The sequence below is a fragment of the Paenibacillus agaridevorans genome (genome assembly GCF_018604145.1).
In the GTDB taxonomy this organism is placed as follows: Bacteria; Bacillota; Bacilli; order Paenibacillales; family Paenibacillaceae; genus Pristimantibacillus; species Pristimantibacillus agaridevorans.
The window spans coordinates 2,757,285-2,776,223 of sequence record NZ_CP075889.1; the positions used below are offsets into that span (position 1 = coordinate 2,757,285).

Here is an 18,939-nt window from a genome sequence, read left to right on the forward strand (position 1 = left end):
TGCAGGAGGTGTATCGGAAACAATGAACCTACGATGGACAGTGACAATAGCTTTGCTGCTCGCCGTTCAACTATCAGGATGCAGCAGCCACGACGGCAGTCAAGTGCGGACGCCCGTTCAAACGGAAACCTCCGAGGCCGCATCGGCCCCCATACAGACGTCGACTTCTGAGCCTCAACAGACTGTCGCGCCTTCGCCCGAGCCAACCGCAACTCCGGAGGAAGCCAGCCAGACTCCTATGCAGTATCGCATGAATACAAAAACATATCGTTTCGAGCCTATAGATGACGGAGCAACCGACAAGGCTGTATTGCTAACCTTCGACGATGGACCAAAAGATACGGAGGTGTTGACGAATATGCTGGATTCGCTGGACCGTCACGGGGCGAAAGCGATCTTCTTTGTTAACGGGTATCGGGTAAAGCAAAACCCGGATCTGCTTAAGCTCATTCACGAGCGGGGACAGACGATCGGCAACCATTCTTACGATCATATTGATTTAAAGAAGGAATCCGAGGAGGTTGTCGAGGAACAGCTCTCGTCGGTACAAAAGGATGTAGAAGCGCTTGTCGGCATCAAGCCGCGTTTCTTCCGCCCGCCCTACGGATCCGGAGGCGATTCCGTCAAGAACATAGCCAAAAACCACGGCATGCTCTACATGACGTGGTCTAACGGCTCATTGGATTGGGATAAGTCGGCCAAGAACAAACCGGAGGTTGTCATTGCAAATGTAATGGAACAACTGCATCCCGGAGCCAATATTCTTATGCACGAATTGCAATGGACGGCAGATGCGCTGGATGAGCTGTTGACGAAACTAAAGAACGAAGGTTACAGCTTCATCGATCCAGCGGCAATCGAGACTACGAACTGAACTTGTTTCCGTACCAAAAAAGAAAAATGACCAGTCCCAGGAACAAGACAAATAACAAATTATAATACCATTTGTTTAATTTATGGAGGCTGGAAGGAAACTTCTTGCGTCTGGGAGGCAGCTTTGCTCCTCCCTCTTCGTTGGCAGATCCCAAGCTGCCGGATGTTCCTTCCAGTAGCCGGCCCTTCCTTGAGCCGGAGCTCCGGCTGTGGCGTTCTTTCCTACTCATGACTCCCTCCTGAAGCGAATAATAAGGCCCATGATGAAATCGATGGCGAAGTGAGCGATGATCGGCGCCCATAACGTTCCGCTCTCCTCATAGATAAAGCCGAGGCCGTAGCTAATGGAAAAAACGAGCCCTGTCGGAATCCAGTGTCGAAGGTAGCGTACATGTATGGCGGCGAATACGATGCTTGTCCAATAGGGACCGATCGCGTGCTGAATCGCGCCGCGGAACAACAGTTCCTCGCAGATTGCGACGACCAGCGAGATGACGGCGATATGCCAGACGGCCCTTGAGCGGAATATACGGTCGTTGACGCCTCCGTCGTCGGAAGCGTCTTCCGGGACCCAGCGGGAGATAAGCAGGTCAATGGCCACAACGGCAGCTGCCAGCCCCAGCCCCCACCATACGGCGTCTAACGACCTTGGAGGAGCCATTACAGCTAATAAATTTTGATGCTGAAATAATAGCCATATGATTCCGATAATAAGAGTAAGCACTTGCGTCGCGTACAAATTAATAAGTAGCATACGGTCATCGATTTCGTCAACTTTGACCTTACGGATTTTGATTTTCCGGATATCAAATTTTTTTTTCATGCAAACCCGCCTGTCCATTATACAAGGTTCAATTCTTCGGATTCGAACCCGCATTTATATCGTTTGTACTTACTTACATACATAGAAGGAGTCGTACCATGGAGAAACGATTAACGAACTCGGCAATGATATTTAGCGTAGGATTTGTATTCATGCTTGTATGCGCGGTCGGTGCTTTCTTTTACGGCGTGCAAATCGGCATGGACAAAGTCGAAGCCGGCTATGAAGCCAAACGTCTGGAGGAAGCACAAGCTTCCAGAACAGATGGCATTCCTTATCAGCAACAGGATCTGGTTTCCTTCTATCATACCGTATTTTCGCCCTACCGTGAATTTCAGAACGAATGGCTTAACGCTATGAGCAAGCTGTCGCAGGGTCAAAGCGATGACTTCGGCGACGTTATGAGCAATCTGTCCAAGCTCGCAGAACGCAAATCCCAAGAAGCCAGCTCGTATGATATGGGCAAATCGATTCGACTGGGCGATGCGCAGGTCGCCTATATTCGCAGCTTGAAGCAGTTCGCCAAAGCTGCGTCCGCCGGAGCGAGCCTGGCCAAAAAAGAATCAGGCGATAAGCTTTATGCCGCGATTGCCAACGAGACCAGCTATAAGACCGCCGTCAAAGAAACTCTAGACGCACAGTCCCATTATTATGCGGCCATGCAGCTGTGGGCCGCAACCATTGACAGCGACATTCCCGGCGAGCTCCCTAAGCAGCAGGTACTCAGCATGAAGGAATGGTCAGCCTTGCCCTTAACGGCGAAGAACGGTGTTGTCGCCCAATACTTGAAGGAATACAATCAGCTCAAGCCGTTTTACCCGCAAGACATGACGGCGCGAGTGGACGACTTCATCACTTCCGGACAAGCTTCCAAGATGAAACTTCAGACGGCTTCTGCGGTTATCGACTTGCTGTTAAGCACGGATGCGGTACGCAGCGGAGACTTCACGAAAAGCTTTAATCGGCTTTACCCGAATCAGCTTTTGCCGCAGCTTCCTTTTTTCTTGCCATCGGCGCCATAATGTCGAATAACGCGGACTTTGCTTGAATCATATCGAAATTTTCATAAATGAGCAAGTTTGAGGATTGATTTTGTCCACTATGATGCTATAAAATAGTAAAGTCTGATTCGTTCGTAGATTGAACTCTCGACTCGCTGACGCATCGAAGCGGGACGAGGGTTTTTCTGTTCATACTTAAGCGAAGCTTTTATGCTTTGCACATTCTAGGAGGCATGTTTCACATGTACAAAGTGCTCGTATCCGATCCAATCAGCGATCTTGGGATCCAACAGCTGGTTGACGCGACTGACGTCGTCGTCGACAAGAATCCTGGTTTAAACGAAGATGAATTATGTGCGATTATCGGCGATTACGACGCTCTGCTCGTCAGAAGCCAGACACGCGTTACCGCCAAAATCATGGAAGCCGGCAAGAAGCTCAAAGTCGTCGGACGCGCTGGCGTAGGCGTCGACAATATCGATCTCGAAGCAGCTACACAACGCGGTATCATCGTTATTAACGCTCCAGACGGCAACACGATCACGACGTGCGAGCATACCTTCGCCATGATGATGGCAGTAGCCCGCCACATTCCGCAAGCCTACATGAAGACCGTTAACGGCACTTGGGACCGCAAGTCGTTTCTCGGCGTCGAGCTTCGCGGCAAGACGCTTGGCGTGCTTGGCATGGGCCGTATCGGCAGCGAGGTTGCCAAACGCGCCAAAGCATTCGGCATGGAGATCATGGGTTATGACCCGTTCATGACTGAAGAGCGCGCAGAGAAGCTTGGCATCAAGCTTGCCAGCGTAGATGAAATCGTACGCCAGGCTGATTTTATGACCGTGCATACGCCTTTGACTGCCGAGACTCGCCATATGATCGGCAAAGCTCAATTTGCCGTCATGAAGCCCGGCATGCGTATCGTAAACTGCGCGCGCGGCGGCATCATCGACGAAATCGCCTTGGTAGATGCGATCGACGCAGGTATCGTTGCAGGCGCGGCATTTGACGTGTTCGAGGTCGAGCCTCCTGCAGAAGACCATCCGTTCCTTAAACATCCAAAGATCATCGTTACGCCGCATCTTGGCGCGTCTACTGTGGAAGCGCAAGAAAACGTGGCGATCGACGTATCCGAGCAGGTTCTTCATATCCTTAGAGACGAGCCGTTTATGAATGCCGTAAACATGCCTCCGATTCCGGCGAACCTTCAGAGCAAGCTGCAGCCTTACTTCACGCTTGGCGAGAAGCTGGGCAGCTTTATTGCACAGTCCACAGAAGGCGGAGTGCAAGAGGTTGTTGTCAGCTACTCCGGCGAGCTTGCAGAGCTGGATACTCAACCGCTCACTCGTTACATTGTTCGCGGAGTTCTTGCCCACCATCTCGGCGCCGACCAGGTTAACGTCGTAAATTCCATGCATCTGGCTAAGCAACGCGATGTAAATATCGTTATTCAGAAGTCGCATGCGTCGAAGGACTTTACGAACCTGGTGACCGTTGCTCTACGCACAAAAAAGGAAGAACATGTCGTTGCCGGAACGCTGCTGACAGGATACGGACCGCGTATCGTTCAGATCGACAAATATCCGGTCGACGTTACGCCGGAAGGTAATCTGATTCTGATCTCGCACAACGACAAACCGGGCATTATCGGCCGCGTCGGCACGCTTCTGGGCAATAACGACGTAAACATCGCCACCATGCAGGTAGGTCGACAGCTCGTTGGCGGTTCGGCCATCATGGTCCTTCGCGTAGACAAAGAAACTCCGAAAGACGTATTAACACAGCTGACAAGCATGCCTGAGCTCAACACGGCAAAAGAGATCAAGCTACCTTAAAAGGTTGTTCAAAAAGTCGGTACTGAAAATCGGACTTTTTGAACTCATATTTATATGGTGCCCTACTCTCCATTGTTCCACGAACAACAAGATTTATCGGTTCCCTTCAACAAAATAAGCGCTCCCTCGCGGGAGCGCTTTGTTGTTTTAATGCAAAATTTGACGGTTAGCGGCGTGTACGACGTTTCCTTCCTGCTGCTCCACCGGAAGCAGCAGCGTGAAGGTGGTGCCGTTGCCCGCAAGGCTGTCAACGACGATTTGTCCGTGATGCAGATCAATGAAGTTTTTGACGATGGCAAGCCCCAATCCAGTCCCGCCAGAGGAACCCCTTTTTCTTGCTTTGTCGGCTTTGTAGAACCGCTCGAATATAAAAGGCAAATCCTCTTGCGGTATGCCTTGCCCTTCATCCTTAATCTTAAGCTGGATGTAGGCTTTGCCGTTTACGTTAAGACGTTCGCCGTCAATGGTGATCGACTTGCCAGCCGGCGTATGTCGGAGAGCATTATCCAACAGATTGGTCAACACTTGCTCCAGTCGGTCTTCGTCTCCTTGCATGATGACTAGTGGTTCTTCGGAAAAAGCAGCATGAAGAGCAACTTCCCTTTCCTTCGCATAGACCTGGAACTTGCGATGAACCCGGCGCAGCATGCCCCTCAAGTCAATCTTCTGATAGTTCATGTCGACATGTCCGGCTTCCATTCTCGCAATATCGAGAAAATCGTTCACTAGCCTGCCCATACGCAGCGACTCGTCATAGATGACTTGCACAAGCTCCTTCCGCTCTTCTTCCTCCACCACGATATCATCCAGCAGCGCTTCGCTATAACCCTGTAGCATGGATAACGGAGTGCGGATTTCATGCGAAATGTTGGCGACAAAATCACGACGGAGCTTATCCAGTTTATGCTCTTCTGTTACGTTGCGAATAACGGCTACGGCTCCTCTTATGACTCCGTTGGATTGCAAAGGCGCCATCACGACGGACCAAACGGTGCTATGGACATGAATTTTGTCCGTCGCATCCCGTCCCTCCTTGACCACTTCATGGAATAATCCTCTAAGCGGTGCAGGTATGCCCTTAAACGACGCTTTCCCTTCCTGGCCGCCTTCATCATCCCAGCCTCTTTCAAGACTGGACCACTGACTCAGAAGCAGATGTCCGCTTGGGTTCGCCAGGATAACCTCGCCATCCGCATCGAAGGTGATGACGGAGTCTCCCATGCTTCGAAGTATGCTTGTCAAATGATTTTTTTCGTGATTGAGGTCGCCGATCAGCTTGTCGATCTGTTCCGTCATATGATTAAACGTGTTGGCAAGCTGTCCAATCTCATCTGACGAGTGAATATGGACGCGCGTCGTATAATCGCCTTGAGATACGGAATCGGCTGCGTTTTTCAGTTGCAGAAGCGGCTGTTGAATCTTCGATGACAAAAAGAAAGCAAAGAACGTCGACAATAGAAAGCCGATGATCGCCGTTATGACAAACAGCACTTTAATATTGTGCGCATCCTTATCGAAGAAAATATCGATATACTGCAGCAGGAACACGCCCAGGATAATCAGGACGACAGCAACTAGCAGCATAATGGTCGCCCATAGCTTACCCACGACGCTATGCCATAAGAGTTGAGCGAGCTTGCGCCAGAGCTTCATTACTTGGGAACCTCTAGCTTATAGCCGACTCCCCATACCGTCGTAATCATCGCCGCCGCATCGGGAGATACCTTATTCAGCTTCTCGCGGAGACGTTTCACATGGGTATCGACTGTCCGCAGATCGCCGAAAAACTCGTAGTTCCATACATCCTTCAACAGCTCTTCGCGCGAGAACACCTTATCCGGAGATACGGCCAAATAGTGGAGCAGCTCATATTCCTTCGGTGTTAGACTGACTTCTTGCCCGCCCGCCGTTACGCGATGGGCATCATGCTCAATGACCAAATTGGGGAATACGATATTATTGCTCGTATTCAATTCCTTCGATAAGAAGGCCGTCGCGGAAGAACGGCGCAAGATGGCCTTTACGCGGTAAATGACCTCACGCGGGCTAAATGGCTTCACGACATAGTCGTCTGCTCCCACCTCGAAGCCTTGCACGCGATTCATCTCTTCGCCCTTCGCGGTCAACATGATGACCGGGGTCGCCTTGATCTGACGAAGTCTAGCGCAAACCTCGACGCCATCAATGCCAGGCAGCATGACATCAAGCAAAATAAGCGCGTAATCAGAACTCGATGCAAGTCTCAGAGCGGTCTCTCCATCCTCCGCTTCATCGATGGAATACCCTTCTTTCTCGAGATACATCTTGAGAAGTCTGCGAATTCTCTCTTCATCGTCCACAACAAGTATACGATTTCCATAATCAGACATCGGTACAGCTCCTTATCTTAAGGCGTCTATACGCCAGAATACGAATGCAATCCCGCGATGATTAAGTTAACGCCGATGAGCGTAAATAATACAATGACGAAGCCGATAACCGCCAGCCACGAGGAACGCAGGCCTTGCCAGCCTCTCGATAACCGGAAGTGGAGATAAGCGCTGTAGAACAACCAAGTAATAAGCGCCCATACTTCTTTGGGATCCCAGCCCCAGAATCGGCCCCAGGCTATCTCCGCCCATATCATCGCAAAGATGAGCGCGCCAAGGGTGAATACAGGGAAACCGATAGCAATCGCGCGATAGCTGATCTCGTCAAGATCCTCCGGATCGATTCCGTCCATCATCGGGTGAATGACGGCACCGAGCGGTTTGCGGAAAGCCAGTCTCAGCAATCCATAAATCAGAGTACCCGCGATGATTGACCATACGACCGTGTTAAGCTTGCGGCCTGCATTAATGCCGTTCATCCAGGACGGAGCTTCAAACAACGGCTTATCTACGCCAAGGAACGGCTGCACGGATACAATTTCGCTGTTATACGGCTTAAAGATAGGCGGAAGCGTATAATGTACGTTCGACGTCGTTTCCGTCTGCACGCCTCTGCTGTCAATAATGACTTTCTCCTGTGTGAATTCGGCTTCGTAACCTGCGCCGCGGAACGCGAATACCGCTATTATAAAGCCGACGATCACGATGATGGAATACAACGTGAATTCCAGCCAGAACTGAGCTCTGCGGCCGTTTTTCGTCTTGTCATTATAATCCATAACGCGCAGCAGGTACATAAGACCCGCCGCAAAGCCTACTGCGAAAAAGGCTTCTCCAAGCGCGGCTGTCGTGACGTGCACCTTTAGCCAGATGGAGTCAAGCGCCGGAATGAGCGGCTGCACTTCCTGCGGAAACACCGCCGCGTAAGCAACGATGATTATCGTTAGCGGAAGGGCGAATACGCCCAGAAGCGGCTTGCGGTAGATCGCGTATACAATGGTATAGGCGATCATGATGGACATTGCAAGGAATGTCATGAACTCGTACATGTTGCTGGTCGGAATCTGACCGCTTCCGATCCATCTTGTAAAGAAGAAGGCGAGATGCGAGGCCAATCCCGCGCTGGATACAATAAAAGCGATACGGCCCCAGCGCTTTTGATGCGCGATCGGATCGCGATTGCTCCACTTCTTGCCCGCAAACGCGATGACATAGAACATAAACGCAAAGCAATACAAGAAAAAGGCAGCCAAAAAGGCGTCACTGCTAAACTCCACGTAACTCACGCGTTTTTCCCCCCGTTATCTAACGACTTGGGATCGACTTCGATTCCCGTTTTCTTCAAACCAAAAGCTACATCCGAACGCATGCCGAACCAGTTCTTATTCGTGTGGGCGCCAAGCACAACCTCCGAGCCGTCCACTCGCAGCCAGATTCTGCGATGCTGCCAGTAAGAGCCCATAATGAGACCCAGCATGGAGAATACCGCTCCGACCCACAAATAAGGAACCGCGCGGTCTACCCGTACATTGAGAACCGTTGTTGCTTCGGAGAAGTCAACGTTTTCCATGCCGTCCACCCGAATCTCGATCCGCTCCGCCAAGTCCCGGTTGATGGTATCCTGGGCGAAGCGCACCTTGTCCTTCTGCATCGGGAAATAGATGTAAGGCTCGCCGTCCGGATGGAGCCCGGGACCTTTAACTGTAAAGACAAACGCGGGAGCGTTGGGGTCCCTCGATAAAGTCGTTGGTTTGCCATCGCTCCCCAGCGCAAACTCCATGTAATTCGCATAAAGATCCAGCGTAAACGGACCAAGCTCGTGATGAAGCTCTGCATCCTTCATAGGAAGATAGAACGGTCCATAAATCTCTCCGGTCGTCTTGTCCTCCAGAACGGGATTTACCGCGTTAAGCCGCGGATTAAGATTGAAGTCGAATTGGAACAGCTTGATGCCGTCGTACGAGAGCGGACTGTTGACGATGATATCATGCCGCTTTACTTCCTCCAGCACGGGTTCTTTGAGCGGATCTCCGCAATCGCTTACGCATTTGTACATAACCGCCTCAGTCAGATACTTCTTGGCGCGCGCTTTGCCTTGCAACTGCTCGGGAAGCTCGTCGTCCGCATAGAACTCTACGTTGAACTTCTCGTTTTTGACGTAATAGTTCGTATCCTTGATCTGAACCGTATCGCCATCCGGAATCGTAACATAGGCGTCCATCTGCCAGCCTGGAATGGCTCTGGCAACGATAGCCAGCAGAAAGAGAATGAGTCCGATATGGTTGATGTACGGTCCCCAGCGGCTAAAACGGTTCTTTTCCGCAAGCAGCGCGGTGCCGGATTCCTCGCGGTGAATCCGGTAACCCTTTTTCTTAAGCGCATCGCCGTATTGCGATACCCACTCTGCCGCGTCCTGGTTCAAAGTGCCCTTGTAGACGGCCTTTTGCCGAAGCAGGAATTGATGATGTTTGCGGATCTGCTGCTTATTAAGCGCACGATACAGGGGCAATACACGATCCAGGCTGCAGATGACCAGCGATGTCCCGATCATTACGAGCAGACCGATGAACCACCAGCTCTCGTACGTATGGGACAAGCCCAGCACATAATAAAGATGACCCATCGTTCCATACGTTTCTCGATAGTAGGTAGATGGGTCGAAGTTGTTGATAAACGAGCTTTCCTGCGGATAGATCGTCCCCAGCATGGCAGTCAGAAATGTGATGACGATCAAATAGATCGCGATTTTGACTGACGAGAAGAAGTTCCAGACTCTGTCGATGTAAGAAGGATTGCTCTTCTGCGACCGTCTCGCCACACCGTCGTAGCGCATCTCGAGAGGTTCATCGGATTTCTGGAGATCCTGATGCAATGGCTTGCCGCAGTATTCGCACAATACGGTTCCGACAGAATTATGGTGTCCGCATTCGCATTTGGTATTTTCGGGTACTAACACTAAGGTGACCTCCTACAATTGCAGCAAACGCACGATGCGCTTGTCGATATCTTCTTCGGTCATGCCGCCGACCACTGCTTCCATCAATGTGCCGTCCGCCTTTACAAAGAACGTCGTCGGATATTGCCGCAGGGCAAAGTTCCGTTCCGTCTTCCGGGCTTCGTCCCTCAAGATGGGATAGGATAGATTGAAGCGGTTCAGGAAGTTTTTGACCGTAAGCGTATCTTCGCTAAGATTGATGGCGAGAATCGTCAAATCCTTATCCTGCCACTTCTTGTATTGACGCTCGAACTCCGGCATCTCCTTTACGCAGGGCTCGCAAAAGGTACCCCAGAAGTTGATGACGACGGGTTTGCCGGCATAATCCGACAGAGAGGTTACACCGCCTTCCATATTGGCAAGCGAGAATTCGGGAGGCCGTTCTCCCGGTTTCAGGAACCCGCTTCCCCGCTCCGCAAACAACGTCGTGCCGATTGCGTATCCTCCGACGATCAGAACAGCGGCGAGTATAACGACTTGCATCAATTTCCGCGATTTTTTTGTCTGTGCCATTATGTATAATCACCACCAATTGCGAGTTCTTGAGTCCAGGACTACATTTCATTATAACGAAAAGTCGACGGCAATTACTGCCGCCGTCGTTTACTTTTTATGAACTTTATGTGTCTTCATCGCCGCTGTTTTAAGTTCTTCGATCTCTTTCGGCGTTAAGTGCCGATACTTGCCTCGACCAAGCGTTTGGAGCGTCAACTCGCCGAAACGGACGCGTCTGAGCCGAATGACTTTATGATTGATAGCTTCGAACATTCTGCGAACCTGACGATTGCGTCCCTCATAGATCGTAATGGTGATCGTCGCTTCGTTCTTCTCCGTGTCGACATCGTGGTATTCGACTTCCGCCGGCGCCGTCATGCCGTCCTCCAGCTTAATTCCCTTCTGAAGCTGCTCCAATGCGGTACCGTGCGGCACGCCCTTAACTGTGGCATGATACGTCTTAGGCACATGATGCTTGGGGTGGGTCAGCAAATTCGCGAACTCGCCGTCGTTCGTAAGCAGCAGCAAACCTTCCGTATCGTAATCCAGCCGGCCGACAGGATAGACTCGTTCCTTGATGCCGGGCAGGAAATCGGTCACCGTCTTGCGGCCTTGAGGATCCTTGGCGCTTGTTATGACGCCTTTCATTTTGTTCATCATCAAATAAATCTTCTTTTCGCCTTTGATCGGCTTGCCGTTTACGACGATGCTATCAACGGCTGGATCGGCCTTGACGCCTAATGTCGTCACTTTTTCGCCGTTAACCTCAACCGCGCCGGATAATATGAGCTCCTCGCACTTTCTCCGCGAAGCAATGCCTGCTTGGGCCAATATTTTTTGTAAACGTTCCAATGCTTTCACCTCACTCCCCATCATAACGATTACGGGAGCAAAGTACAAGCTTCGTACCTAATTACATTTAGCCGAACAGATACAGGCAGATTAGAATGGCCGCAAAAAAACCGACCGCATCTGAAAACAATCCCACCTTAAGCGCATATTTCGTGCGGCGAACCGCAACGGCTCCGAAATAAACCGTCAGGACATACAGAGTCGTATCCGTGCTGCCTTGAATCGTAGACGCTATTCTGCCGATCATGGAGTCCGGACCATGTGTAGCAATGAGATCTGCCGTAAACGCGAGCGAACCCGCTCCCGTAAGCGGGCGGAGCAAACCCAAAGGCAATACCTCGCTCGGTACGCCAGCCATATCGAATAATGGACGAACGGCAGAAAGCATAAGCTCCATCGCGCCTGAAGCCCGAAACATACTGATCGCGACCATCATGCCTACAAGATGAGGAATGATGGCTATCGCCGTTCCGAAGCCGTCCTTGGCCCCATCGACAAATGTCTCATAGACGGGGATACGTTTGCGAAGCGCCGCATATAGCGGAATAAATACGATAATGGCGGGAATCATCCATATAGACAGCTTGGAAAATACGTCATACAATTCCTCCACCCCCGATACCGTCAGATACGGAGGCTGGTTTTGCTGCATTTGTTTGTTTCTTGTTATGTATGGCAGGATTAGCGGGCGGCGATGAAGATCGGCTTCTGTACCAACGATCGGCCAGGATAGCCGCTCCCGTCGCAATTGCGGTTGCCACGAGCGTTGTACCTATGATTTCCGCGGGATTAGCGGAATCGTAATTCATTCGAATGGCAATGATCGTCGTAGGAACAAGCGTAATACTGGATGTATTAAGCGCAAGCAACGTACACATGGCCGGCGTCGCCGTATCCTTGTCGGGATTTAGCTTCTGCAGCTCCTGCATTGCCTTGATCCCCATCGGTGTAGCCGCATTGCCGAGGCCGAAAATATTAGCGCTCAGATTGCTCATAATATACCCGATTGCCGGATGATCCTTTGGAACATCAGGGAATAACCAGCGCACGATTGGTCCCAGCAATCGCGCCAGCTTTTGCAGCAGTCCGGCATCTTCGGCAATGCGCATCATCCCCATCCAGAACACCATAATGCTTATAAGGCCAAAGCTGACTGTCACGCCGGACTTAGCTCCGTCGAAAGCTGCCGCCGTCACTTCGTCCATTCGTCCGTTAACCGCAGCAACCGCAACGCTAGCCACGATAAAGAACAACCAGATCCAATTCACCAAAGCGCAAAACCTCCCCATGCTTCCTGCTTCCGCCATGTCTGCCCGTCAAGCCGTTCTCCCTCCAGCCCGACAGGCAGCGACATAACTTTTCTGCATCTATTTTTTTGAACTCAATCGGATGTCTCCAGGTTCATATACCGGTACGGAACCGATCGTATGTCCTCCCATCTGAAATTCGAGAAGCCCTCTTTCTCCGAGCGCATAATCCATGCTTGTCGGATCTGCCAACGTAAGTTTTGTATGAATGGAATCCCGTTCGTTCTCTTCAAGCGGATAGCGGAACGTCCCCCCAAGCACATAAGGATATCCGGCAACGGCTTCACCTTGGCTTGCGATTGTCTGTAGTGGGTAATATTGAAATCCCCAGTCCAGCATATGGCTGTGATCGTTCCAGTCATCTCCGTCATTAATTGTCACAGCGGCGAGCTGCTGCCCGGCGCGTGTGGCGGAGCTGACAAGGCATCGGAACGATTTTTTGGTATACCCTGTTTTCACACCGTCCGCCCCTTCATACAAAGTGAGCATTTTGTTTTTGTTTTTCCAGGCATAATTCCAGCTGTCGTGAGGGTTCGGCACCTGCTTGACCTTCGTCCGGACGATCTCAGCGAAATATTCGTTTTTAATCGCGTAGGCCGTCAGCTTGGCAAGATCATTGGCCGAGGAATAATGGCCTTCTTCGTCCAATCCATGCGGATTTTTGTACGAGCTGTTAGCCAGACCCAGCATTTCCGCTTTCTCGTTCATCAAATGCACGAATCCTTCTTCCGAGCCGCCGACATGCTCGGCAATCGCCGTAGCGGCGTCATTTCCCGATCGAAGCATGAGTCCGTACAGCATGTTGTGCAAGGTCATCTCTTCTCCAAGCTGCAGATAAATCGACGAGCCTTCCTTGCCCACTGCACGTTTGGGCGTCTTCACCATATCATCCAAATTGCCGTGCTCGATTGCGACGATAGCCGTCATAATTTTCGTCAAGCTTGCAATTCGCATAGGCGTATCGCCATTGCTGCTGTACAGAATCCGCCCCGATGCGACGTCGATCAAGGCGGATGCTTTTGCATTCGTTTCGATGGACGGCACAGCCATTGCTTGATTTGCGGGCATGATGACCATGGCAGCAAGCAGAGTACAGACTAACAGTACGACGGTATACCGCATGTAACTTCGTATACTTCCAATCATTGTTGTATGGACTCCTCCCGTTGCGAACGCTAAGATGCCGGAATGGACGAATTCCTTCCTCGGCATAGTATATGCTTGTACCCTCATGGGTAGACGGGCCATATGACGTCAAAAATAGAAAAACTGCCCTTTCGGGCAGTTCTCCGATTAACCGTTATAGGTCGTCGTATCTTTTACATCATCGAGGATAGCCGCGGCGGTATCCCCAAAATCCACGCTCGCGTGCGTCTGATGGTTGTTACGCTTGACCATCGTCTGGATTTTGTCAAAAACGCCCGGCGCCGAATCGATAATACGTTCCATGAGATGGGTTTGGTTGTCGAGAGGCACGATTTTGACCCCGTGCGTACCGACTACGAGAAATGCGATCGGCGTAATCGATACGCCTCCGCCGCTCCCGCCGCCAAACGGCATCGCGACTTGCGCATTGTGCGCATCCTTGCCGGCATTGCTGTTGTTGTGCTCGTTCGAATCCAAGCGAATATCGCTGCCGCCGGCAACGAAGCCGAAGCCTACTTTGCTGATCGGCATAATAATGCTGCCGTCCGGCGTCTGAACCGGATCCCCCACAATTGTATTGACGTCAACCATTTCCTTGATATTTTCCATAGCGGTTTGCATTAGGCCTTGGATAGGATGTTCTGCCATGCTTTGACGCCTCCTTTCGATTTCTTCATGCGATGCAGCAGTTGCAGTCCGGCAAGGATAGCATAACCGAACCGGATTTGGGCTATGCACGACCATTCGGTAGCGAATGCGGAACGATTGAAAAGCGGATTGACCGTCATGACCGGCTCCGCCTTCAATTGAAGGAATTGCGACAAGACGCCAAGCACCGAAGACTGCACAGACCAGACGACGCCGGTAGCCATCGCCGTCCACATCGCGTCGCCTGTCCCGATTGACGTCGACCAATTCCATTTGGTCAGTTCGACCTTCGTCATCGTCTTTCTGAGCCAGCCTGTCAAATCTCTCGTTAATTGAAGGACCTGCTTCATCTTCTCGATGGAGCTAACGACCTTCTCCGGGTTTATTTCGTCGTTATATTCCTTCCAAGTGCCGCGTCCAGCATGCTGAGCGCTGATTTCCTCCTGAACCTTGATGGCCAATCCTTCCAGCTTCGCTGCGGGAATTTGATATTTGAATTTGATCAGGCCGAATAACGCTCGGATTCGCACTTCCGCATCGTCATTGCTTCCAATTCGTTTCGCATGCGCTATGATAATAACCCGGGAAGCGCACACCGTTATCGTCAGCAAAGAAATCAAAAAGCCGCCGGCCGCTATCCAGCCATAAGGGTGAGAAAACATGACGCCTTCCTCCGTTCCCATATACAGGCTTAAAATAGTATTGGCCATAGCGGCTGGTATTCATACTTTAATCTTTTAATTCCTCTATCGTCATCTGTCGTCCGTCCAGACGTTCGAACAACATTTGTGTCTGCTCGTCCAGCGCATCGTCGATATCGACATGCTTCGGCTCTGGAAGCTCTTTGATGGAAGGCAATCCGAAATAATCAAGAAATGACTTCGTTGTGCCGTACAGGATCGGCCTGCCGATTGCTTCCGCTCTTCCGACCTCCTCGATAAGATCCTTCGAGACAAGCGATTGAATGGCTCGATCCGTCTTAACGCCCCGGATTTCTTCAATATCGATCCGAGTAATCGGCTGGCGGTAAGCGACGATCGACAACGTCTCCAAAGCTGCTTGCGACAGCTGCGAGCGGGTTGGCGTATATGCCATACGTTCGAAATATGGCGTATGCTCGGAGTTCGTCGTCATGCGAAAGGCGCCGGCAACCTCCGTTATTTGGATGCCCCGCTCTTCTCTCTCCAGGTCACGCTGCAGATCGTAGACAAGATCTGCGGAAAATTCCGCATCCAGCTCCATAATATCGGACAATTGGCGCTTCGTAAGTCCCTCGTCCCCTGCCATAAACAGCAATCCTTCAATAATCGACTTCAATTTCTGAAAATCCATCGTTCTCTGCTTCCCCTCTCCAATGAATAACAATATCGTCGAAGAGTCCATGCTGGAAGCAGCGAATATGCTTCATCTTCATGAGCTCCAATATCGCCAGGAAAGTGACGACGATCTCGTGTTTGTCCATATTCTCCCTGATCAGCTTGGAGAATCTTACCGTTTCGAATTGCCTAAGCACTTCGACGATATCACGAATACGATCCTTGACGGATATCTCGTCCCGTTGAACAGTCGCAATGACATTGCGCCTTGCAGCCTTGCGCAGCGCTCTCTGGAACGCTGCGACGAGATCGGATACATGAAGGCCTTCCAGCGGGTTCACCTTGACCTCGGTCAAGAACGGCGTCATATCCTCGGGCTCCCGGGAGAAAACAAGACTGCGCTCGAATTCCTTCTCGCGCAGCTGCTCCGCGATCTGCTTGAACTTCTTGTATTCGATCAGCTTTTGAATAAGATCATCCCTGGAATCGATGCCGTCGTCCTCATACCAGTCGCCATAATCCTCTTCGAAAACGGGAGGTTTCGGCAGGAGCTGCTTGCTTTTGATGGCCAGCAATGTTGCGGCCATGACCAGAAATTCGCTGGTCACCTCCAGCTCCAGCTCCTTCAAGGCGTGAAGATATTCCATATATTGCTCGGTAATCTCGCTGATGGAAATTTCGTGGATATCGATTTCCGACTTGTCGATGAGATGGAGGAGCAAATCAAGCGGTCCCTCAAACGATTCAAGCTTGTAAAGCACGGACACTTGCGTGACCTCCCCAACAATTGCAGCTGCTTCAGTTAACCTTGCAGCTGTTTAGTCAAATTCGCCATCTCCACGGCCGATACTGCCGCTTCGTAGCCTTTGTTGCCGGCCTTCGTGCCCGCACGCTCGATCGCCTGTTCGATGGAATCCACCGTCAGAACGCCGAAGATCGTCGGTACGCCGGTCTTAAGCGCAATGGAAGCTACGCCTTTGGCTGCCTCATTGCACACATAGTCGAAGTGCGGAGTGGACCCGCGGATAACCGCGCCAAGTGTAATGACGGCGTCGTATTTGCCGCTTTCGGCCATCTTTTGAGCGATAAGCGGGATCTCGAAAGCTCCCGGCACCCAAGCCACTTCAACATCGTCTTCGCCTGCGCCGTGGCGTTTGAATCCATCGAGCGCTCCGCTTAGCAGCTTGCCGCTGATGAATTCATTAAATCTGCCTACGACTACTCCATATTTTAACCCTTGCGATACTAAATGTCCTTCATAAATTTTCGCCATTGTTTTTCGCTTCCTCTCGTTTTCGATTATGAGATGTTTCCGGACGAATCAACGCCTTGAGTCCGAACCGCGTGCTGTTCCAGTCCTTCTGGGCGCAGCAGATGTCCAAGCTTCGCCTTTTTCGTCCGCAAATAATCAAGATTGTCCGCGCTCGCTTCCATCTGGATCGGCACTCGCTCCACGACTTCGATGCCATAGCCCTCCAAGCCGGTAATCTTGCGTGGATTGTTTGTAAGGAGCCGCATCTTCGTAATGCCGAGATCTCTTAAAATCTGAGCGCCAATGCCATATTCCCGCAAATCCGGAGCAAATCCCAGCTTAATATTCGCCTCCACGGTATCGAACCCCTGCTCCTGCAACGCATAAGCTTTAAGTTTGTTAATGAGACCAATGCCCCTGCCTTCCTGGCGCATGTACAGAAGCACGCCGCTGCCGGCAGCATCGATCTGCTTCAGCGCCGCCTCCAGCTGAGGTCCGCAGTCGCAGCGATGCGAATGGAAGACATCGCCCGTCAAACATTCCGAATGCACGCGTACAAGCAAAGGTTCGCCAGGCTCGATCTCGCCTTTTACAAGCGCGACATGTTCTTTGTCATCCAGTTGATTCGTATAAGCAATAGCCCGGAATTCGCCGAAGTCGGTTGGCATCCGAACATCCACAACCCGGTCTACCAGCTTCTCTTTCTCATTGCGGTAACGGATCAGCTCCTGGATCGTGACAAGCTTAAGTCCATGTTTGTTCTTGAATTCCTCCAGATCCGGCAGTCTGGCCATTGTTCCGTCTTCCTTAATAATTTCGCAAATAACGGCTGCCGGGCTTGAACCGCTGAGCGTTGCCAGATCGATCGCCGCTTCGGTATGGCCAGCGCGGCGAAGCACGCCACCAGCCTTCGCAATAAGCGGGAAAATATGTCCCGGCCTGCGGAAGTCCGAAGCGCGCACCGAAGGGTCAATCAGCGCCTTGACGGTCAACGAGCGTTCATAAGCCGATATGCCCGTCGTCGTCGAGTTATAATCGACCGATACGGTAAAAGCCGTACCGTGATAATCTGTATTATGCGTGACCATTGGCGGGAGATCAAGCTCTTCCGCTCTTTCCGCCGTAATTGGCACGCAGACGAGACCGCGCGCTTCGCTAATCATAAAGTTGATAACTTCGGGTGTCGCCTTGTCGGCAAGCGCGATCAAGTCGCCTTCATTTTCCCTGTCTTCGTCATCGACCACGATGACGGGACGTCCCTGCATCAAATCGGCTACCGCTTCTTCAATGGTATTGAATATGCTGTTCTCTTTATTCATCGGTTTCACTCCTTCTGGGATGAAGCTGAACTCTCATTTATATAAATCCATGGCGGCTTAAGTATTCAGTGGAAATACGGGATGACGGAGCCGCTGCAGACTTCTCGGCGTTGCGATAATGAAGCAAATGATCCACATACTTGCCGATAATGTCAGTCTCGAGATTGACGTTGTCACCAGGTTGCCGATGCGCGAGCGCCGTCTCGGCCAACGTGTGGGGAATAATCGAGACGGAGAATCCGTCGCCGTCCGCTTCTACAACCGTCAAGCTGATGCCGTCAATCGTAATGGAGCCTTTAGGAATAATGTATCTCATCAAATCGCCCGATTTCGCTTCAATGCGGAACACGACGGCATTGGCATCGACTGTTCTGGAGGTTACCTTGCCCGTTCCATCGATATGTCCCTGAACAATGTGTCCACCGAATCTTGAGCCGACGGCCATGGCCCGCTCCAGATTGATGGGATCTCCGGGCTTCAACAAGTGCAAGGTCGACTTTCTGTACGTCTCCGGCATCACATCCGCCGTAAACGAAGCCCTGTCGTACGACGTAACGGTTAAACATACGCCGTTAACCGAGATGCTGTCGCCCAGAGCAGCCCCCTGCGTCACGATCGAGGCGCCGATCGTCAGCATCATGGCTTCGCCCTGACGGTAGACGTTTTTCATTCGTCCCACTTCTTCAACCAATCCGGTAAACATAAGCC

General features: G+C 51.3%; 21 protein-coding genes. 3 read left to right on the forward strand and 18 right to left on the reverse strand.

Annotated features, from left to right (window positions below):
- The first annotated feature begins 22 nt into the window (after nt 1-22).
- Nucleotides 23-874 carry a polysaccharide deacetylase family protein gene (locus KJW29_RS11555; protein WP_214629892.1) on the forward strand — a complete coding sequence of 284 codons (852 nt, stop codon included), beginning with the start codon at nt 23-25 and terminating at the stop codon, nt 872-874.
- Here the strand turns inward: KJW29_RS11555 and KJW29_RS11560 are convergent.
- Nucleotides 864-1,103 (reverse strand): hypothetical protein, encoded by a 240-nt coding sequence (locus KJW29_RS11560; protein ID WP_214629893.1) that lies wholly within the window; start codon nt 1,101-1,103, stop codon nt 864-866. The two genes, KJW29_RS11555 and KJW29_RS11560, sit on opposite strands and share 11 nt — an antisense overlap.
- Nucleotides 1,100-1,696 carry a CPBP family intramembrane glutamic endopeptidase gene (locus tag KJW29_RS11565; protein ID WP_087567031.1) on the reverse strand — a complete coding sequence of 199 codons (597 nt, stop codon included), beginning with the start codon at nt 1,694-1,696 and terminating at the stop codon, nt 1,100-1,102. The genes KJW29_RS11560 and KJW29_RS11565 overlap by 4 nt, the downstream gene beginning before the upstream one ends.
- A 98-nt stretch (nt 1,697-1,794) precedes the next feature.
- Between KJW29_RS11565 and KJW29_RS11570 the strand changes: the two genes are divergently transcribed.
- Both KJW29_RS11570 and serA read left to right on the forward strand, forming a co-directional pair.
- On the forward strand, nt 1,795-2,718 hold the full coding sequence (locus tag KJW29_RS11570) for a hypothetical protein (RefSeq protein ID WP_214629894.1): 924 nt from the start codon (nt 1,795-1,797) through the stop codon (nt 2,716-2,718).
- A gap of 221 nt (nt 2,719-2,939) precedes the next feature.
- Nucleotides 2,940-4,532, forward strand: coding sequence for a phosphoglycerate dehydrogenase (serA, locus tag KJW29_RS11575; RefSeq protein ID WP_108996195.1), 1,593 nt, complete (start codon nt 2,940-2,942; stop codon nt 4,530-4,532).
- A 147-nt stretch (nt 4,533-4,679) separates the two neighbouring features.
- Here the strand turns inward: serA and KJW29_RS11580 are convergent, their stop codons facing one another.
- From KJW29_RS11580 to KJW29_RS11655, 16 genes are all read right to left on the reverse strand, one after another.
- The gene (locus KJW29_RS11580) at nt 4,680-6,185 is read right to left on the reverse strand and encodes a HAMP domain-containing sensor histidine kinase (RefSeq protein WP_214629895.1); all 1,506 of its coding nucleotides are present in this window, start codon (nt 6,183-6,185) and stop codon (nt 4,680-4,682) included.
- Nucleotides 6,185-6,901 carry a response regulator transcription factor gene (locus tag KJW29_RS11585; RefSeq protein WP_087567035.1) on the reverse strand — a complete coding sequence of 239 codons (717 nt, stop codon included), beginning with the start codon at nt 6,899-6,901 and terminating at the stop codon, nt 6,185-6,187. The genes KJW29_RS11580 and KJW29_RS11585 overlap by 1 nt, the downstream gene beginning before the upstream one ends.
- 26 nt (nt 6,902-6,927) lie before the next feature.
- Complete coding sequence (gene ccsA, locus KJW29_RS11590; RefSeq protein WP_246608692.1) at nt 6,928-8,187, reverse strand: cytochrome c biogenesis protein CcsA; 1,260 nt, start codon at nt 8,185-8,187, stop codon at nt 6,928-6,930.
- Entirely contained in the window at nt 8,184-9,857 is a 1,674-nt protein-coding gene (gene resB / locus KJW29_RS11595) for a cytochrome c biogenesis protein ResB (RefSeq protein ID WP_214629896.1), read from the reverse strand. Before resB ends, ccsA begins: the two co-directional genes overlap by 4 nt.
- Nucleotides 9,858-9,869: 12 nt before the next feature.
- Nucleotides 9,870-10,409: a redoxin domain-containing protein gene (locus KJW29_RS11600; RefSeq protein ID WP_187100646.1), complete on the reverse strand. Its 540-nt coding sequence runs from the start codon at nt 10,407-10,409 to the stop codon at nt 9,870-9,872.
- A gap of 90 nt (nt 10,410-10,499) precedes the next feature.
- Nucleotides 10,500-11,243 (reverse strand): pseudouridine synthase, encoded by a 744-nt coding sequence (locus KJW29_RS11605; RefSeq protein WP_087567039.1) that lies wholly within the window; start codon nt 11,241-11,243, stop codon nt 10,500-10,502.
- Between the two features lie 67 nt (nt 11,244-11,310).
- Nucleotides 11,311-11,814 (reverse strand): spore maturation protein, encoded by a 504-nt coding sequence (locus KJW29_RS11610; protein ID WP_373271262.1) that lies wholly within the window; start codon nt 11,812-11,814, stop codon nt 11,311-11,313.
- A 25-nt stretch (nt 11,815-11,839) separates the two neighbouring features.
- The gene (locus tag KJW29_RS11615) at nt 11,840-12,514 is read right to left on the reverse strand and encodes a nucleoside recognition domain-containing protein (RefSeq protein WP_214629898.1); all 675 of its coding nucleotides are present in this window, start codon (nt 12,512-12,514) and stop codon (nt 11,840-11,842) included.
- 96 nt (nt 12,515-12,610) lie between these two features.
- Nucleotides 12,611-13,696, reverse strand: a complete 1,086-nt coding sequence (locus KJW29_RS11620; RefSeq protein ID WP_246608693.1) for a D-alanyl-D-alanine carboxypeptidase family protein — start codon at nt 13,694-13,696, stop codon at nt 12,611-12,613.
- A 147-nt stretch (nt 13,697-13,843) separates the two neighbouring features.
- Nucleotides 13,844-14,344: a GerW family sporulation protein gene (gene ytfJ / locus KJW29_RS11625; RefSeq protein ID WP_087567042.1), complete on the reverse strand. Its 501-nt coding sequence runs from the start codon at nt 14,342-14,344 to the stop codon at nt 13,844-13,846.
- Nucleotides 14,317-15,006, reverse strand: coding sequence for a DUF2953 domain-containing protein (locus KJW29_RS11630; RefSeq protein WP_214629899.1), 690 nt, complete (start codon nt 15,004-15,006; stop codon nt 14,317-14,319). Before KJW29_RS11630 ends, ytfJ begins: the two co-directional genes overlap by 28 nt.
- Before the next feature lie 67 nt (nt 15,007-15,073).
- Nucleotides 15,074-15,676 carry an SMC-Scp complex subunit ScpB gene (gene scpB, locus KJW29_RS11635; protein WP_087567044.1) on the reverse strand — a complete coding sequence of 201 codons (603 nt, stop codon included), beginning with the start codon at nt 15,674-15,676 and terminating at the stop codon, nt 15,074-15,076.
- A complete protein-coding gene (locus KJW29_RS11640) occupies nt 15,645-16,427 on the reverse strand; it encodes a segregation and condensation protein A (protein ID WP_087567045.1) in 783 nt (260 codons plus the stop codon). Before KJW29_RS11640 ends, scpB begins: the two co-directional genes overlap by 32 nt.
- Before the next feature lie 35 nt (nt 16,428-16,462).
- A complete protein-coding gene (gene ribH, locus KJW29_RS11645) occupies nt 16,463-16,933 on the reverse strand; it encodes a 6,7-dimethyl-8-ribityllumazine synthase (protein WP_087567046.1) in 471 nt (156 codons plus the stop codon).
- 26 nt (nt 16,934-16,959) lie between these two features.
- Nucleotides 16,960-18,231 carry a bifunctional 3,4-dihydroxy-2-butanone-4-phosphate synthase/GTP cyclohydrolase II gene (locus tag KJW29_RS11650; protein WP_281426352.1) on the reverse strand — a complete coding sequence of 424 codons (1,272 nt, stop codon included), beginning with the start codon at nt 18,229-18,231 and terminating at the stop codon, nt 16,960-16,962.
- A gap of 37 nt (nt 18,232-18,268) precedes the next feature.
- A complete protein-coding gene (locus KJW29_RS11655) occupies nt 18,269-18,934 on the reverse strand; it encodes a riboflavin synthase (RefSeq protein ID WP_108996412.1) in 666 nt (221 codons plus the stop codon).
- Between the last annotated feature and the right edge of the window lie 5 nt (nt 18,935-18,939).

Bases quoted from the DNA above. Each gene is read 5' to 3' on its own strand.
- KJW29_RS11600 (WP_187100646.1), bottom strand. From the start codon at position 10,409: ATGGCACAGACAAAAAAATCGCGGAAATTGATGCAAGTCGTTATACTC.
- KJW29_RS11580 (WP_214629895.1), bottom strand. From the start codon at position 6,185: ATGAAGCTCTGGCGCAAGCTCGCTCAACTCTTATGGCATAGCGTCGTG.
- scpB (WP_087567044.1), bottom strand. From the start codon at position 15,676: ATGGATTTTCAGAAATTGAAGTCGATTATTGAAGGATTGCTGTTTATG.
- KJW29_RS11650 (WP_281426352.1), bottom strand. From the start codon at position 18,231: ATGAATAAAGAGAACAGCATATTCAATACCATTGAAGAAGCGGTAGCC.
- serA (WP_108996195.1), top strand. From the start codon at position 2,940: ATGTACAAAGTGCTCGTATCCGATCCAATCAGCGATCTTGGGATCCAA.
- ytfJ (WP_087567042.1), bottom strand. From the start codon at position 14,344: ATGGCAGAACATCCTATCCAAGGCCTAATGCAAACCGCTATGGAAAAT.
- KJW29_RS11570 (WP_214629894.1), top strand. From the start codon at position 1,795: ATGGAGAAACGATTAACGAACTCGGCAATGATATTTAGCGTAGGATTT.
- KJW29_RS11655 (WP_108996412.1), bottom strand. From the start codon at position 18,934: ATGTTTACCGGATTGGTTGAAGAAGTGGGACGAATGAAAAACGTCTAC.
- KJW29_RS11555 (WP_214629892.1), top strand. From the start codon at position 23: ATGAACCTACGATGGACAGTGACAATAGCTTTGCTGCTCGCCGTTCAA.
- KJW29_RS11585 (WP_087567035.1), bottom strand. From the start codon at position 6,901: ATGTCTGATTATGGAAATCGTATACTTGTTGTGGACGATGAAGAGAGA.
- KJW29_RS11620 (WP_246608693.1), bottom strand. From the start codon at position 13,696: ATGATTGGAAGTATACGAAGTTACATGCGGTATACCGTCGTACTGTTA.
- KJW29_RS11610 (WP_373271262.1), bottom strand. From the start codon at position 11,814: ATGATTCCCGCCATTATCGTATTTATTCCGCTATATGCGGCGCTTCGC.
- ribH (WP_087567046.1), bottom strand. From the start codon at position 16,933: ATGGCGAAAATTTATGAAGGACATTTAGTATCGCAAGGGTTAAAATAT.
- KJW29_RS11565 (WP_087567031.1), bottom strand. From the start codon at position 1,696: ATGAAAAAAAAATTTGATATCCGGAAAATCAAAATCCGTAAGGTCAAA.
- KJW29_RS11560 (WP_214629893.1), bottom strand. From the start codon at position 1,103: ATGAGTAGGAAAGAACGCCACAGCCGGAGCTCCGGCTCAAGGAAGGGC.
- KJW29_RS11630 (WP_214629899.1), bottom strand. From the start codon at position 15,006: ATGTTTTCTCACCCTTATGGCTGGATAGCGGCCGGCGGCTTTTTGATT.